The sequence below is a fragment of the Rhodanobacter sp. FW106-PBR-R2A-2-24 genome, from assembly GCF_058789615.1.
Genome location: NZ_JBYTBV010000002.1, coordinates 2,644,974 through 2,658,371 on the forward strand (window position 1 = coordinate 2,644,974; position 13,398 = coordinate 2,658,371).

Genomic DNA, 13,398 nt, shown 5'->3' on the forward strand with positions numbered 1-13,398 from the left:
TCCGCGCACACCAGATATCCCTTGTCCCGGAGCATTCCCATGAGCCCATCCCCGGCATCCACCACCTGCGCCGTGCGCGCCGGCATCGAGAGCGACAGCCAGCACGGCGCGGTGGTGCCGCCGCTGCACCTGTCCACCAACTACGCGTTCGAGGGGTTCGGCAAGAAGCGCCCCTACGACTACTCGCGCAGCGGCAACCCCACGCGCGACCTGCTCGCCGGCGCGCTGGCCGAGCTGGAGCAGGGCACGGCCGCGGTGGTCACCGCCAGCGGCATGGCCGCGGTGGCGCTGGCGCTGGAGCTGGTGCCCGCCGGTGCCACGGTACTGGCTGCGCACGACTGCTACGGCGGCACCTGGCGCATCCTCGACGCCTGGGCGAAGAAGGGCCGCTTCGCGCTGCAGTTCGCCGACCTCACCGACCCGGCCGCGCTGGCCGCCGGCCTTGCCGCCAGGCCCGCGCTGGTGTGGGTGGAAACGCCGAGCAATCCACTGCTGCGCATCACCGACATCCGCCACGTGGCGCAGGCCGCGCACGCGGTGGGCGCGCTGGTGGTGGTGGACAACACCTTCCTCTCGCCCGCCCTGCAGCAGCCGCTGGCGCTGGGTGCCGACGTGGTGGTGCATTCGACGACCAAGTACATCAACGGCCACAGCGACGTGGTGGGTGGCGCCGTGGTCGCGCGCGATCCGGCGGTGGCCGATCAGCTCAAGTGGTGGGGCAACTGCAACGGCCTCACCGGTGCGCCGTTCGACAGCTTCCTCACCCTGCGCGGCCTGCGCACGCTCGCCGTGCGCCTGCGCCAGCACCAGGAAAACGCCGTGCGCATCGCGGCGCATCTGGATGGCCACGCCGCCGTGCGCACCGTCTATTACCCCGGCCTCGCGGCGAACCCGTACCACGCGCTGGCCGCGCGCCAGCAGCAGGGTTTCGGCGCGATGCTGAGCTTCGAACTGGCCGGCGACGAGACGCAGATCGAAGCCTTCGTCGATGGCCTGGAGTTCTTCTCGCTGGCCGAGTCGCTGGGCGGCGTGGAGAGTCTGATCGCGCATCCCGCCAGCATGACCCACGCCGCGATGGCGCCGGAGGCGCGCCGCAAGGCGGGCATCGCCGACAGTCTGCTGCGCGTGTCGGTGGGCATCGAGGATGGCGACGACCTGCTGCACGACCTCGACGCCGCGCTGGCGCGCGCGCTGGCCGCCGGAGAACCCAAACGCGCGGTGGGCGCATGAGCGCGGTGCTGGCCAAGGCCGCGCTGTCTGCAGGAGCGGCTTCAGCCGTGACCCGCTCCTCCAGTTCTCACGATCCTTCCGTGCAACGCGGGATTGCGGTGGCCCTGCTGGGCACCGGCGTGGTGGGCGGCGCCTTCCTCAAGCTGCTCAACACGCCGGCCGCCGCCACGCTGCAGCTGGTGGGCGCCGCCAACTCGCGCCGCCAGCAGACCGATCCCGCCAAGCTTGCCGAGCGCAACCTGCGCGAGCAGTTGAAAGCCACCGGCGCGCTACGCGACGACGCGGCCCTCACCGCCGCGCTCGATGCCAGTGGCGCGGCGGCAAAGGTGATCGTCGACGCCACCGCCAGCGCCGCGCTCGCCGCGCGCCATGCGGAATGGCTGGCGCGCGGCTACCACGTGGTCACCGCCAACAAGTCGTTGGCCGGCGGCGAACTGCCGGGCTGGCGCGCGCTGCAATCCGCACTGGCACACGGCGCGCGCTACGGCGATGCGGCCACCGTGGGCGCCGGCCTGCCCGTGCTCTCCACCCTGCGCCGCTTGCGCCAGTGCGGCGATGCCCTGCTCACGCTGGAAGGCGTGTTCTCCGGTTCGCTGTCCTACCTCTTCAACAGCTACGACGGCAGCCGGCCGTTTTCTGCGCTGCTGCGCGAGGCGCGCTCGCGTGGCTATACCGAGCCCGATCCGCGCGCCGATCTCTCCGGCGAGGACGTGGCGCGCAAGCTGTTGATCCTGGCCCGCAACGCCGGCTTTGCGCTGGGCGCCGACGAGGTGCAGGTGGAAGGCCTGGTGCCCGAGTCGCTGCGCGCACTGGATACCGAAGCCTTTCTCGCCCGCCTCGAAGAACTCGATGCGCCGTTGGCCGCGCGTCATGCCGAGGCGGCATCGCGCGGCCACGTGCTGCGCTTCCTCGCCCGGCTCAACCAGCGCGGCCACGCCCGCGTGGGCCTGGCCGAGGTGCCGGTGAACCACCCCGCCGCGCGCCTGTACGGCACCGACAACCAGTTCGCCCTCACCACCACGCGATATCACGCCCAGCCGCTGGTGATCCAGGGCCCGGGCGCGGGGCCGGAAATCACCGCGCAGGCGCTGCTGGGGGATGTGCTGGCGCTGGGCTGAGCGCCCGTGAAAATCGTTCGTCTGCTGCGTTCGCTTGGGTTACGCAGTAGCGGTTAATCAGACGATCCCTGCCGCCGGTTTCATCCCCCCGGCCGGCGGATACGCGGCTGCCCCGAGATCGGGTCGATGTCGGACTTGGGATCGGGCACCGGTGCCGGGCGGCCCAGCACCTGTCGCGTCACGGGATCGACCTCGAAACGCTGGCCGCGCTCGTTCTCGATCAGCAGCTTGCCGCCTTCGGCGCGCAGCGAGCGGAACCACACGTCCTGCACGTCGCCTTCCAGCTCGGGGCGGCGCGGGTTTTCGTAAACCTTGAGGCGCCAGACTTCATGATTGGACGCGTCAAAGGCCGCGAGGATGCCGCCGACCTGGCCGTCCGTTTCGACGTCGCCTGGCACCTGGGCATAGCGCATGCCCGCGATGAAAACGGGCGGGACGCGCGGCGGTGGGACGCGGCTGGCGGTGGGTTTGGGATGGTGCGTCATGGGAGATTCCTTGCCATTGGCGCCGCAGCCCGCGGCTACGGCCAAGATGAAACCCGCCGCCACGATGGGGACAATGCGCCTCATTGCCTGGCGAGCTTGCGCTCGACCTTCTGCGATGCCGTCCACCCGGTGTCGTCGTAGAGCTTGCTGCCCAGGGCCGCGGCGCGATCGTGCTCGCTCAGCGCGCCCGCGGCATCGGCGCAGAAGAAGGCCCAGCTGTCGGCATTGGCCTGGCACTGCGCCATCGTGAGCGTGCGCACGGGAGCAAAGCCGGGCTGCAACGCCACCCGCGCGTTGTTGACGCGGCGGAACACATCCGAATCGCGCGGCAGCAGCCCCTGCCAGCTGTAGCTGTGGTCGGCGGTCTGGCAATAGTTGTGCGTGAGCTCGTGCACGATGATGCGCGCCCAGTTGGTGGCGCCGGTCAAGGTGTTGCCGTTGCCCCAGAATCCCGGTTCGACCCAGACCGCGTGGATGTCGTGTTGGGTGAACGTGTAGGCCTCGCTCTGCTCCCAGCTGTTGCCCGTGCCGCGCTGGGCGGGGTCGTCGAGGACGATCAAGTCGCCGACCTTCAGGCCGATGGCGATTTTCAGCAGGCCGCGGCGCAGCGGGGTGGCGAAGGCGGCAATCGCGGCGTCGACATCGGGGTGACTCGCCGGGACGAACCAGCGCCGCAGCAGCGCCTTGTGCTCGGGCCGCGTCGGCTCCCCCGCCACGATCATCGCGCGCTCGACCCAGCGCAGTGCCGTCGACACGGCACCCTCGATGCGGCGTTTCTGCTCCTCGCTGTAGATCTCCGTGGTGGCATTCAGGACCTGATCCACCAGCGCATCGGATTCGCTCGCAAATTCGATCGGGTGGGAGGTCAGCGCCGAAGGAGTGGAAAGCATCCACAACTTTTGCGCGCCGGCGACTTCGGAGTAATAGAGATGGGCCAGCGTCTTGAGCAGCAGTGCCCGCGAGCGGGCGTTGTCGGAAGGCTTGCCGAGCAGCCCGCCCTCGGCCTTGGCGGCAGCACGAAAACCCTTGGACAGCGACTTGGCGCCGGCAAGCCGCTGCCGTATGGCGCCGGGCAGCGCTGCCTGCAGGTAATTGAAGCCATCGTTGCGCACCAGCCGCGGCAGCGCTTCGGCGATGGGCTTCCAACCGCTGGCGTACTTGTCGGCGGATTGCACCGCTGCGACGAGCTTCTTGTGGATGGTCAGGTACGGCGACGGATCGGCCATGGCACACCCCCGGCAAGAACGGAGAGTTGGAGCACCCCAGTACGCGCCCGCCGGAGTCTAGGAGCATCGACCAGGCGCGACAAGATCACGGCCCTGGCTTCGAATTTTTCGCTGGTGCCCGGCGTTTGCGAATTTTCAAACCCCGGTCTGGCGTTACCGGGTTGGCGGTTGTGTCGGGGAGCGCCGCGCTACCGTTGTTCACCGCTTCCAGCACGTTTGCCCCGCCCGCGGGTTCCGCCTCGGCCGCCGTGATGACCAACGCGGATGTCATCAAGCTGAATGGCACGAGCTCGACCCGGGACGCCTTACACCGCCGCGCCGGTCGGCAACGGCAACCAGTGGAAGCTGACTCCGACCAAGGACCTGAAGCCCGGCGAGTACGGCGTGCTCCACGGTTCGCTGTTCGACTTCGGCGTCGATCCGTGAGTCGATTGGCTGCGTAGGCGGCGGATTCGAGCCACAGGAAACCCCGCTGTGTGCGGGGTTTCCTGTTTGCGCGTCAGGCCAACAAAGCCTTGAGCCGCGACCGAGTCGTCGGCCCGAAGCGCAGTTGCGCGCACAGGGTTTCCAGGACGTCGGCGTGACCGGCGCTGCGGCGCAGGGCGTCGATCTCCGCGGGGATCGGGGCGTCCAGTGCGATGCGGGTGAGGCGCTTGTACAGGCGCGCCGACTCGCCGTGCTCGCGCAATCTGGCGGCGCAGGCGGCGGCGCCGCGCAGGCGCAGGAAAGGTACTTCGTCCACCCGCTCAAGCAGGGCATCGAGCGTGCCGAAGTGGCCGAGCAGGGTGGCGGCGGTCTTCGCGCCCACGCCGGGCACGCCGGGGATGTTGTCCACCGCGTCGCCGCACAGCGCCAGGTAATCGGCCACCTGGGGCGGATGCACGCCGAGTTTTTCATGCACGCCGGCGGGGCCCCAGCGCAGATTTTTCGCGTAGTCCCACTGCTCGTCGTGCTCGCCCAGCAACTGGCCGAAATCCTTGTCGGCGGAGACGATCACCGACGGTATGCCGTGGCCGCGCAGGTGCCATAGCGCGCTGCCGATCAGGTCGTCGGCTTCGTACTGGTGATCGATCAACACCGGCACGCCCAGCGCGGCGGTGATCTCGCGGCAGCGCACGAACTGGTATTCCAGCTCCGGCGGCGGCAACTCGCGGTTGGCCTTGTACGGCGGGTAGATCGCGTTGCGGAAGGAGCTGGTGAGCGAGGCGTCGAAGGCCACCGCGATACGCGTGGGGCGCACCTTTTCCAGCAGCTCGCACAGGAAGCGCGTGTAGCCGTGCACGGCATTGAGCGGCCGCCCGTCGGCGTCGCGGAAACCGTCCGGCATCGAGTGCCAGGCGCGGAACACGTACAGGCTGCCGTCCACCAGGTGGGCGGCGTCGGAGCGCGGCGTATTCATGGCGTCCACGTGGTGAGCAGCGCGTCCAGCGCGGGGCGCAGGCGGTCTGGCACCTCGATCTGCGGGGTGCCGATATGCACGAAACCCGTCACGCGCTCGTTGGGCGCGAGGCCGAGGATGGCGGCCGCGTCGGTGTCGTAGGCGGCCCAGCCGGTGAGCCACTGCGCGCCGTAACCCAGCGCCTGCGCGCCCAGCAGCAGGTTGTACGCCACGTTGCCGGCACACAATCGCTGCTCGATCTCCGGCACGCTGCTGGCGGCATCCAGGCACGCGACCACCACGACGACCAGCGGCGCGAAGGTGTAGCGCAGGCGCTCCTTCTCGCGCTTGGCCTCGGGCAGCTCGGGATGCTGGCGGATGGCCAGCTCGGCCAGCCGTTCGCCGAAGCGCTGCTTGGCTTCGCCGGCAAGGCGGATCAGCCGGAACGGCACCAGCTTGCCGTGGTCGGGCACGCGGATCGCGGCGGTGAGCAGTTCGCGCAGCGTGGCTTCGTCGGGCGCGGGCTCGCCCAACTGGCGCGAGGGCGTGGAGTGGCGTTCAAGCAGCAGGGAGAGGGCAGGGTTCATGACGCGGGCCGTGGGGCGGAGACGGCATGCTAACGGCGTGCGGGGTGGACGGCGAATCTTGCGCCCGCGGCGCCGTCGCAAGTTCTTGATGTGCACTGCGACTTGGCCGCCGGCGGCCTGCTCATGCACGATGGGCGCGCAGGGGATTCATTTCATTTGGGGACAATACATGAAGGCAGCTTATCTGCCGCTCACGCTGTTGAGCGGCTTGTTGGCGTTTGCGGCTTCGGCGCAGGCTCACAATAACTACAGCGCGAGCAGTTGCCCGCCGCCGCCGCCGGGGCCGAGTTTCCCGTGCGACGACGCGCAGTTTCTGCAGGACCAGCAGGCATTCCAGGGTGGCCAGATCACCGTCGATCAGCCGGAAAACGTCTGCGGCATCGTCACCGCGGTGTTGCCGGAGAAGAAAACCCGCAGCGGGCATCACGGCTATTTCTACGTGCAGGTGGCGACCGGCTCGGTGATCGAGATCGTCTCCGACCTCGACCGGATGAGCGCGCCGAAGTGGCCGTGGGTGTCGGTCGGCGACAACGTCACCGTGCGTGGCCGTTACTACTACGACAACGATGCCAGCCAGGGTATCGATTGGACGCATCACGGCACCAGCAGCTCCTGGCCGCAGGCCGGCTACGTGGTAGTGAATGGCAAGGAATACCAGTAAACCAGGCGGCACCCGTGGGCCCGGCGCATGCCGGGCCCGCGACAGCCGGCAGGCGCCGGGCCGGGATGCCGTCGCGCCGGTCGGCCAGGCCGTGGTGATGCGTGTGGCGCGCGGCGCCAAGGCGCGCAAACGCGGCTAAGATGGGGCGGCCTTTCACCTGAGGACGCGTCATGCCGATCACCCTGGCCGCTTTGTGCGAAACCGCCGCCGGCGAGCGCCGCGTGGCGATCACGCCGGAGATGGCGAAGAAGTTCAGCGGCAAGGGTCTGCGCGTGTTGCTGGAGCGCGGCGCCGGCGCCGCGGCGGGTTTTCCCGATGTCGCCTATGCGCAGGTGGAGTTTGCCGATGCCGACGGCGTGCTGGCGCAGGCCGACCTTCTGGCCTGCGTGTTGCCGCCCGCGGACGCGGTGTACGCGCAGTTGCGCGAGGGCGCCGTGGTGGTAGGCCAGTTGCGGCCCTACGGCGCAGCCGAGCGCCTCGTGGCGCTGGCCGCGCGCAAGCTCACCGCCTTCGCGCTGGAACTGTTGCCGCGCACGACGCGCGCGCAGGCGATGGACGTCTTGAGCTCGCAGGCGGCGGTGGCCGGTTACCGCGCCATGCTGATCGCGGCCGAGGCCTGCCCCAAGTTTTTCCCCATGCTCACCACGGCGGCCGGCACCATCCGGCCATCCAAGGTGCTGGTGATCGGCGCCGGCGTGGCCGGCTTGCAGGCTATCGCCACCGCGCGCCGGCTGGGCGCGCAGGTGGAAGGCTACGACGTGCGCCCGGAGACGCGCGAGCAGGTCGAGTCGCTGGGCGCGAAATTCCTCGACCTTGGCGTCAGCGCCGCCGGCAGTGGCGGCTATGCGCGCGAGTTGTCCGCCGAGGAGCGCGCCGCGCAACAGCAGGCGCTGGCCGAGCGCCTCACGGGTTTCGACGTGGTGGTGAGCACGGCGGCGGTGCCGGGTCGACCGGCGCCGAAGATCCTCACCGCCGCGATGGTCGCCGGCATGAAACCCGGTGCGTTGATCGTCGATCTTGCCGCCGAAAGCGGCGGCAACTGCGCGCTGACCCGGCCGGGCGAGCGCGTGGAGCAGGGCGGCGTCGTCATTCTCGGCCCGCAGAACCTGCCGGCCGGCACGCCGCTGCACGCCTCGGAGATGTACGCGCGCAACGTGGCGAACTTCGTCGAGCTGCTGGTGAAGGATGGCGCGTTGGCGCCCGACTTCGACGACGAACTGCTGGCCAAGAGCTGCGTGACGCGCGCGGGCGAGGTGCTGCTCAAGGCCTGATGCGCATTGTCGTGCTACTCGGACGGCAAGGTCAGGAGCTTCGACGTGAATCGGTAGCTGAGGTGATCCGGGTCGCCACCCGTGTAAGTCACGTCGGTCGCCACCACGGCAAGGCCATGGGCGACAGGCTGCAATGGGTTCAGGAATACGCTGTTTCCGGCGCATTGGCCCATGCCTTGCCCGCAGGCGCCGAGGTTGCTGTGCATCCTGGCCGTGTAGATGAATTGCGGATGCCATCCGTCGAAAACGACGATGCTGCGCGTATCGTCAAAGACGCCTTGGCTGCCGCTGCTCCCGCCCAGGATCAAGACCGTGCCATGGGGAAATTCGCCAATGACCTTGATCTGGCTGTACTGGCCACCGAGGTTGCCCGTATCCGTTGTGGGCAGGGTGATGGCTTGTCTCAGCTGGGGCCGGGCAAGCACGTAGCTGGCCCAGGCACTGCCGCCCGCGGAAAGGTTGCTGGCGGATGCCAGATAAGCCCGTTCTCCGCTTTTCAGGGTGATCGGTGTGACCCGCGACAGGCGCAGGCCTGCGGCGCTTTTGCCAAGCCAGCCAAGAATTTGTTGTGCCATGGGTTCGCGCGCGCACGCTGCGCCGCTGGCCAGCAAGAGCGCAAGAACCACACAAAACTTCGTACGCTGCATGGTCAATGGGTCTCAACGGTTTGGTGGAGGCCGGCGGCCCTCGCCATGTTGCAGCCATTGCATGCGCTGCGCCGGCGGCATGGCGTGCCATTGCTGACGCAGTTGCGCTCGGCGTTCGGGCGGCAATTGTTGGAACTGCCTGTAGGCGGCGTGCAGTTGTGCGCGCTGCGCAGGCGTGAGCTCGCGGAACAGCTTGTGGTTTTCGCGCGCCTGTGCGCGTTCGGCCGGGGTCATCGCCTGCCAGTGCGCGATGTGCTGGCGGACTTCCGCGCGCTTTTCCGGTGGCAGGTTCACCCATTGCCGGCTTTTTTCCAGTAGGCGCGCCTGCCGCTGCGGCGGCATGGTGTTCCACTGGGCTTGCAGCGGCGCCAGTACGTCGCGCTGGGCCGGCGTGAGGCTGCTCCAGGCGGTCGGCGCAGGCGGCGCATCCTGGGCCGGCGCGCCGGTCGCAACGAGACTGCCCAGCAGGGCGGCGCAGAGGAACGGCAACAGGTGGCGGGTCGGTGTGGCCATGGCTCAGTGGGTGGCGGGCTGGCTGTCGTTGGCGGCCAGCCAGCCGTAGAAGTCGAGGTTCTGGTACATGCCGGGATCGCCCTGCTCGGGGTCGGGCGGCAGCGTGTTGTCGGCCTCGCTGGCGGCACTGGCCGTGGCCGGCGCGCTGGCCGGTGGATGCGGCAGCGTGGGCCAGGCCAGCACGGTGGCCAGCGCGATGGCCGCGCAGGCGCCGGAGGGCACCAGCCAGCGCACCACCTGCCGGGTGTGCGAGGTGGCGCTGGCATCATCGGCCAACGCCGTGCGGCGCGCGGCGCGCAGGCGGCCGGCGGTGGCGGGGTCGATGCGTTGCGCGGCGTCGAGGTAGAGCGCCCGGGCGCGCTGTTCAAACGGTTTGCTCGGCGTGTTCATTGCCAGTCCTCCAATTGCTCGCGCAGCTTCTGCATGGCGCGCGACAGGTGTGTCTTGACGCTGCCCTCGGAGCAGCCCATGGCCCGCGCGGTTTCGGCCACGTCCAGGCCTTCGAGCATGCGCAGCGAGAAGGCCTCGCGCTGGCGGCGCGGCAGCCCGCGCAGCGCGGCGCCGAGATCGCTCCATGATTGCGTGTCCTGCAGGCGTTCCAGCGGGCCGGGGCCGTGGTCGGCAGGCTCCCATGCCGGCAATTCGTCGCCGTCGTCGTCGCGGCCGCCGCCCAGCCAGCCCACCACGATGGAGCGCACCTTGCGGCGGCGCTGCAGGTCGACGATGCGCCGGCGCAGGATGCCCCAGAACAGCGGCGGCCATTCCGTGGCGGGCTTGTCGCGGTAGTGCTTGACCAGACGCAGCATGGCGTCCTGCACCGCGTCCATCGCATCCTCGCGCTGGCGCAGGTGCAGCTCGGCCAGACGAAAGGCGCGCCGCTCCACCTGCGCCAGAAAGGCGTCGAGGGTGGCTGGCGTGGCCTGCGCAGGTTCGGCCAGCAGTTCGGCGTCGAAGGCGCCGGCGAGGCTGTTCATGACCGCCTCGCCCGTGTCGTCGGCTGCTGCATGCCCGTGCTCCGTCGGTTCGGCTGAGCTGCTCAACGCGGCGGGCTCGCACAGGTTGACCGGCACCCGTATGATGCGACGGACATGGCGGTGAGACGGGGGTGGCACATGCTCGACGGATTCCTGGCGCTGTACATCTTCGTGCTGGCCGCGTTTACCGGATACGAGATCATCGCGCGCGTGCCGGTGATCCTGCACACGCCGCTGATGTCCGGTTCCAACTTCGTGCATGGCATCGTGCTGGTGGGCGCCATGATAGCCCTTGGCCACGCCGAAACGCCGCTGGAAATCGGGCTCGGCTTCGTGGCCGTGCTGCTGGGCGCGGGCAACGCCGCCGGCGGCTACGTGGTGACCGAGCGCATGCTGGAGATGTTCAAGCCCAGCGGGCAGAAGCCGGAGGGCAAGGCATGAGCTGGCTGCCCGCACTGGTCAAGGCCAGTTATCTCCTTGCCGCCGTGCTGTTCATCCTGGGCCTGAAGCGCATGAGCTCGCCGCGTACTGCGCGTGGCGGCATCGTGTGGGCAGGCGTGGGCATGCTGCTGGCGGTGCTGGCCACCTTCGCGCTGCCGGAGATGCAGCATCGCGGGCTGATCCTCGCCGCCGTGCTGGTCGGCGTGGTGGCGGCCTGGTGGAGCGGCAAGCGCGTGGCGATGACCGCGATGCCGCAGATGGTCGCCCTGTACAACGGCATGGGCGGCGGCGCGGCGGCGGCGATCGGCGCGGTGGAGCTGTGGAGCTTTGCCGCCAGGGCACAGGTCAGCTTTGACCTGTTCGGCCATGCCGGCGGCAGCTGGCAGATGGGTTTCACCCAAAGCCACGCCAGCCTGCCAGCGACCGTTCCGCTGCTGCTGGCGCTGGCTGGCGCGCTGATCGGCGCGGTGAGTTTTTCCGGCTCGCTGATCGCCTTCGCCAAGCTGCAGGGCTGGATGGACAAGCGTTACGTGTTCCCCGGCCAGCGGGCGCTGAACATGCTGGTGCTGCTGGCGGCGCTGGCCTGCTTTGCACTGCTTGGCAGCGGCCTCCTGCTGCCGTGGCTGCTGGTGTTGTTCTTCGTGCTGGCGTTGGCTTTCGGCAAGCTGATGACCCTGCCCATCGGCGGCGCCGACATGCCGGTGGTGATCTCGCTGTACAACGCCTTCACCGGCCTGGCGGTGGCCTTCGAGGGCTATGTGCTGGGCAACGAGGCCATCATCATCGCCGGCATGGTGGTGGGCGCGGCCGGCACCTTGCTGACCCAGCTGATGGCCAAGGCGATGAACCGCTCGATCGGCAACGTGCTGTTCGGCAGCTTCGGCGCGGCCACGGGTGGCGCGGCGCAGGAAATCGCCGGCGCGCAGAAACCCATCGAGGCCGGCGACGCGGCGGTGATGATGGCCTACGCCGAGCGCGTGGCGATCGTGCCCGGCTACGGCATGGCGGTGGCGCAGGCGCAGCACAAGGTGTGGGAGTTCGCCAAGCTCTTGATCGGGCGGGGGGTGAAAGTGAAGTTCGCCATCCATCCGGTGGCCGGCCGCATGCCCGGCCACATGAACGTGCTGCTGGCCGAGGCCGGCGTGCCGTATGACCTCATCGAGGACATGGACGACATCAACCCCGAGTTTCCCAACATCGATGTGGCGCTGGTGATCGGTGCCAACGACGTGGTGAACCCGATGGCCAAGACCGATCCCGCTTCGCCGATCTACGGCATGCCCATTCTGGACGTGGCGGCGGCCAAGCACGTCATCGTGATCAAGCGCGGCAAGGGCACCGGCTTCGCCGGCATCGAGAACGCGCTGTTCTACGCCGACAACACCCGCATGCTCTACGGCGACGGCCAGGCCGCCGCCGGCCAACTGGTCAGCGAGCTGAAAGCGCTGGATCTTTGAAAGTGCGGCCAAGGATGGCCGCCCGTTTGATCCTCGCGGTCAGGATGACCGCCAAGGCTACGGCAAGTGCGGCCAAGGATGGCCGCCCGTTGAATCCCCGCGATCAGGTGCAGATCCCGAAGGATCACCGCTTTCGTCGCGCGGCCAGCCATGCGGCCAGCAGTGCGCCGGCGAGGTACCAGGTCCAGTCCGCCGGACGCAGCCCCAGCCGCGCCAGCGCCAGCAGCATGCCGGCGCCGGCCGCGCGCATGGCCTGCACGAGGTCCATGCCGAAGCTGTCGGCGAGTCGGATCGCCGCCATCAGCACGTTGAAGTAGAGCGCGGCCAGCAAGGTGGCCATGGCGGCGAGGACGGCCGCTCCGGCACCGGGGCGGTAGATGCCGTGGCGGATGCCGAGCGCCAGCAGCGCGCCGGCCGGCAGCGCGAGCCAGGGCCCACTCTGGCGCAGCGCCAGCGCCGCCACCATCCACACCGCGCCGGCAGCGAGGCCCAGCAGGATGGCGCCAAGCAGGGCGAAGGCGAGATGCAGCGCGCGGCGCGGCGTCATGGGGTGCCGTCGATGGAGGGTGCGTGGAGCATGCGGGCGTCCGCTGGCAAAACGCCGATCATAACCGCTGCCGATGCGTGTCGAACTTCGTGGGTAGCCATCGCCATCCGCCCCGGGCGCCGCCGCATGCCCCTGGTGGCGGCACCCTGATCTGGGACAGGCCGAAGGTGTCGCGGCGCGGCATAATAGGAGGCTGCGGCGCGCTGGCGCGCCCTTCCTGTCCACCACGAATTGGCGAGCGGCATGAGCGGTTTCAGTCTGAGCAGCGAACCCTTCACCTTGATGCGCGACTGCGACGCGGTGATGGTGCCGCAAGGCGAGGTGGTCACCTTGCCGGCCGGCCAGATCGGCTACATCACCCAGGCGCTGGGCGGCAGTTTCACGGTGTACGTGGAAGGCAACCTGTTCCGGGTGGCCGGCGACGACGCCGATGCGCTGGGCAAGGACAAGCCCGAGCCGCTGCAGGTGCCCGACGATGCCACCAATGCCGACGTGGAAAAGCTCTGCTGGGAGCAACTGCGCTCGGTGTTCGACCCCGAGATCCCGGTGAACGTGGTCGACCTCGGCCTGGTCTACGACCTCAGCCTCGACCAGCGCGAGGACGGCCAGCGCCACGTCTACGTCAAGCTCACCCTGACCGCGCCGGGCTGCGGCATGGGCGACATCCTGGTGGACGATGCGCGCACCAAGCTGGAGATGATCCCCACCATCGCCGAGGCCGAGATCGACCTGGTGTTCGAGCCGCCGTGGACGCAGGCGATGATGTCCGACGAGGCCAAGCTCGAAACCGGGATGCTCTGAAGCGCGCGAGCTGAGCCCGGCCCTGGCCGGTGGTGTCTTTTGCCGTGGCCATGCCGTGCCGC

The 13,398-nt window shown here is 69.2% G+C and carries 17 protein-coding genes; 8 read left to right on the forward strand and 9 right to left on the reverse strand.

Going from position 1 to position 13,398, the window contains the following annotated elements; all coding sequences use genetic code 11:
* Nucleotides 1-21: 21 nt before the first annotated feature.
* The gene (gene metB / locus AC3WQA_RS13155) at nucleotides 22-1,230 is read left to right on the forward strand and encodes a cystathionine gamma-synthase (RefSeq protein WP_492675494.1); all 1,209 of its coding nucleotides are present in this window, start codon (nucleotides 22-24) and stop codon (nucleotides 1,228-1,230) included.
* Nucleotides 1,227-2,348 carry a homoserine dehydrogenase family protein gene (locus AC3WQA_RS13160; protein WP_492675495.1) on the forward strand — a complete coding sequence of 374 codons (1,122 nt, stop codon included), beginning with the start codon at nucleotides 1,227-1,229 and terminating at the stop codon, nucleotides 2,346-2,348. The genes metB and AC3WQA_RS13160 overlap by 4 nt, the downstream gene beginning before the upstream one ends.
* 80 nt (nucleotides 2,349-2,428) lie before the next feature.
* Here the strand turns inward: AC3WQA_RS13160 and AC3WQA_RS13165 are convergent, their stop codons facing one another.
* Together AC3WQA_RS13165 and AC3WQA_RS13170 are read right to left on the reverse strand one after the other, a co-directional pair.
* Nucleotides 2,429-2,833 carry a hypothetical protein gene (locus tag AC3WQA_RS13165; protein WP_492675496.1) on the reverse strand — a complete coding sequence of 135 codons (405 nt, stop codon included), beginning with the start codon at nucleotides 2,831-2,833 and terminating at the stop codon, nucleotides 2,429-2,431.
* A gap of 80 nt (nucleotides 2,834-2,913) precedes the next feature.
* Complete coding sequence (locus tag AC3WQA_RS13170; RefSeq protein WP_492675497.1) at nucleotides 2,914-4,059, reverse strand: M35 family metallo-endopeptidase; 1,146 nt, start codon at nucleotides 4,057-4,059, stop codon at nucleotides 2,914-2,916.
* Between the two features lie 279 nt (nucleotides 4,060-4,338).
* Here AC3WQA_RS13170 and AC3WQA_RS13175 point away from each other — a divergent pair, with 279 nt between their 5' ends.
* A complete protein-coding gene (locus AC3WQA_RS13175; RefSeq protein ID WP_492675498.1) occupies nucleotides 4,339-4,485 on the forward strand; it encodes a hypothetical protein in 147 nt (48 codons plus the stop codon).
* A gap of 73 nt (nucleotides 4,486-4,558) precedes the next feature.
* Here AC3WQA_RS13175 and AC3WQA_RS13180 read toward each other — a convergent pair whose 3' ends face one another.
* Together AC3WQA_RS13180 and AC3WQA_RS13185 are read right to left on the reverse strand one after the other, a co-directional pair.
* Entirely contained in the window at nucleotides 4,559-5,458 is a 900-nt protein-coding gene (locus AC3WQA_RS13180) for a 5'-3' exonuclease (RefSeq protein WP_492675499.1), read from the reverse strand.
* On the reverse strand, nucleotides 5,455-6,024 hold the full coding sequence (locus AC3WQA_RS13185; RefSeq protein ID WP_492675500.1) for a nitroreductase family protein: 570 nt from the start codon (nucleotides 6,022-6,024) through the stop codon (nucleotides 5,455-5,457). Before AC3WQA_RS13185 ends, AC3WQA_RS13180 begins: the two co-directional genes overlap by 4 nt.
* A 169-nt stretch (nucleotides 6,025-6,193) precedes the next feature.
* Here AC3WQA_RS13185 and AC3WQA_RS13190 point away from each other — a divergent pair, with 169 nt between their 5' ends.
* Complete coding sequence (locus tag AC3WQA_RS13190; protein ID WP_492675501.1) at nucleotides 6,194-6,685, forward strand: DUF3465 domain-containing protein; 492 nt, start codon at nucleotides 6,194-6,196, stop codon at nucleotides 6,683-6,685.
* Nucleotides 6,686-6,855: 170 nt separating this feature from the next.
* Nucleotides 6,856-7,956: an NAD(P) transhydrogenase subunit alpha gene (locus AC3WQA_RS13195; protein WP_492675502.1), complete on the forward strand. Its 1,101-nt coding sequence runs from the start codon at nucleotides 6,856-6,858 to the stop codon at nucleotides 7,954-7,956.
* A gap of 14 nt (nucleotides 7,957-7,970) precedes the next feature.
* On the opposite strand, the gene AC3WQA_RS13200 is transcribed toward AC3WQA_RS13195, so the two are convergent.
* From AC3WQA_RS13200 to AC3WQA_RS13215, 4 genes are read right to left on the reverse strand one after another with little or no spacing between them, the layout of a single operon-like run.
* Nucleotides 7,971-8,603 carry a hypothetical protein gene (locus AC3WQA_RS13200; RefSeq protein WP_492675503.1) on the reverse strand — a complete coding sequence of 211 codons (633 nt, stop codon included), beginning with the start codon at nucleotides 8,601-8,603 and terminating at the stop codon, nucleotides 7,971-7,973.
* A 12-nt stretch (nucleotides 8,604-8,615) separates the two neighbouring features.
* On the reverse strand, nucleotides 8,616-9,116 hold the full coding sequence (locus tag AC3WQA_RS13205; protein ID WP_492675504.1) for a DUF3106 domain-containing protein: 501 nt from the start codon (nucleotides 9,114-9,116) through the stop codon (nucleotides 8,616-8,618).
* Between the two features lie 3 nt (nucleotides 9,117-9,119).
* Nucleotides 9,120-9,506, reverse strand: coding sequence for a hypothetical protein (locus tag AC3WQA_RS13210; RefSeq protein WP_492675505.1), 387 nt, complete (start codon nucleotides 9,504-9,506; stop codon nucleotides 9,120-9,122).
* Nucleotides 9,503-10,090, reverse strand: a complete 588-nt coding sequence (locus tag AC3WQA_RS13215; RefSeq protein ID WP_492675506.1) for an RNA polymerase sigma factor — start codon at nucleotides 10,088-10,090, stop codon at nucleotides 9,503-9,505. Before AC3WQA_RS13215 ends, AC3WQA_RS13210 begins: the two co-directional genes overlap by 4 nt.
* Nucleotides 10,091-10,228: 138 nt before the next feature.
* Between AC3WQA_RS13215 and AC3WQA_RS13220 the strand changes: the two genes are divergently transcribed.
* Together AC3WQA_RS13220 and AC3WQA_RS13225 are read left to right on the forward strand one after the other, a co-directional pair.
* Nucleotides 10,229-10,531 (forward strand): NAD(P) transhydrogenase subunit alpha part 2, encoded by a 303-nt coding sequence (locus tag AC3WQA_RS13220; RefSeq protein ID WP_492675507.1) that lies wholly within the window; start codon nucleotides 10,229-10,231, stop codon nucleotides 10,529-10,531.
* The gene (locus AC3WQA_RS13225) at nucleotides 10,528-11,988 is read left to right on the forward strand and encodes an NAD(P)(+) transhydrogenase (Re/Si-specific) subunit beta (protein ID WP_492675508.1); all 1,461 of its coding nucleotides are present in this window, start codon (nucleotides 10,528-10,530) and stop codon (nucleotides 11,986-11,988) included. Before AC3WQA_RS13220 ends, AC3WQA_RS13225 begins: the two co-directional genes overlap by 4 nt.
* A 124-nt stretch (nucleotides 11,989-12,112) precedes the next feature.
* Here the strand turns inward: AC3WQA_RS13225 and AC3WQA_RS13230 are convergent, their stop codons facing one another.
* On the reverse strand, nucleotides 12,113-12,535 hold the full coding sequence (locus tag AC3WQA_RS13230; RefSeq protein WP_492675509.1) for a hypothetical protein: 423 nt from the start codon (nucleotides 12,533-12,535) through the stop codon (nucleotides 12,113-12,115).
* Nucleotides 12,536-12,778: 243 nt separating this feature from the next.
* Between AC3WQA_RS13230 and sufT the strand changes: the two genes are divergently transcribed.
* On the forward strand, nucleotides 12,779-13,336 hold the full coding sequence (gene sufT / locus AC3WQA_RS13235) for a putative Fe-S cluster assembly protein SufT (protein WP_492675510.1): 558 nt from the start codon (nucleotides 12,779-12,781) through the stop codon (nucleotides 13,334-13,336).
* The last annotated feature ends 62 nt before the right edge of the window (nucleotides 13,337-13,398 follow it).

Coding starts and splice junctions, on each gene's coding strand:
- AC3WQA_RS13210 (WP_492675505.1), bottom strand. CDS start 9,506: ATGAACACGCCGAGCAAACCGTTTGAACAGCGCGCCCGGGCGCTCTAC.
- AC3WQA_RS13220 (WP_492675507.1), top strand. CDS start 10,229: ATGCTCGACGGATTCCTGGCGCTGTACATCTTCGTGCTGGCCGCGTTT.
- AC3WQA_RS13180 (WP_492675499.1), bottom strand. CDS start 5,458: ATGAATACGCCGCGCTCCGACGCCGCCCACCTGGTGGACGGCAGCCTG.
- AC3WQA_RS13175 (WP_492675498.1), top strand. CDS start 4,339: ATGGCACGAGCTCGACCCGGGACGCCTTACACCGCCGCGCCGGTCGGC.
- AC3WQA_RS13215 (WP_492675506.1), bottom strand. CDS start 10,090: ATGAACAGCCTCGCCGGCGCCTTCGACGCCGAACTGCTGGCCGAACCT.
- AC3WQA_RS13195 (WP_492675502.1), top strand. CDS start 6,856: ATGCCGATCACCCTGGCCGCTTTGTGCGAAACCGCCGCCGGCGAGCGC.
- AC3WQA_RS13200 (WP_492675503.1), bottom strand. CDS start 8,603: ATGCAGCGTACGAAGTTTTGTGTGGTTCTTGCGCTCTTGCTGGCCAGC.
- sufT (WP_492675510.1), top strand. CDS start 12,779: ATGAGCGGTTTCAGTCTGAGCAGCGAACCCTTCACCTTGATGCGCGAC.
- AC3WQA_RS13190 (WP_492675501.1), top strand. CDS start 6,194: ATGAAGGCAGCTTATCTGCCGCTCACGCTGTTGAGCGGCTTGTTGGCG.
- AC3WQA_RS13185 (WP_492675500.1), bottom strand. CDS start 6,024: ATGAACCCTGCCCTCTCCCTGCTGCTTGAACGCCACTCCACGCCCTCG.
- AC3WQA_RS13160 (WP_492675495.1), top strand. CDS start 1,227: ATGAGCGCGGTGCTGGCCAAGGCCGCGCTGTCTGCAGGAGCGGCTTCA.
- AC3WQA_RS13225 (WP_492675508.1), top strand. CDS start 10,528: ATGAGCTGGCTGCCCGCACTGGTCAAGGCCAGTTATCTCCTTGCCGCC.
- AC3WQA_RS13170 (WP_492675497.1), bottom strand. CDS start 4,059: ATGGCCGATCCGTCGCCGTACCTGACCATCCACAAGAAGCTCGTCGCA.
- AC3WQA_RS13230 (WP_492675509.1), bottom strand. CDS start 12,535: ATGACGCCGCGCCGCGCGCTGCATCTCGCCTTCGCCCTGCTTGGCGCC.
- AC3WQA_RS13205 (WP_492675504.1), bottom strand. CDS start 9,116: ATGGCCACACCGACCCGCCACCTGTTGCCGTTCCTCTGCGCCGCCCTG.
- AC3WQA_RS13165 (WP_492675496.1), bottom strand. CDS start 2,833: ATGACGCACCATCCCAAACCCACCGCCAGCCGCGTCCCACCGCCGCGC.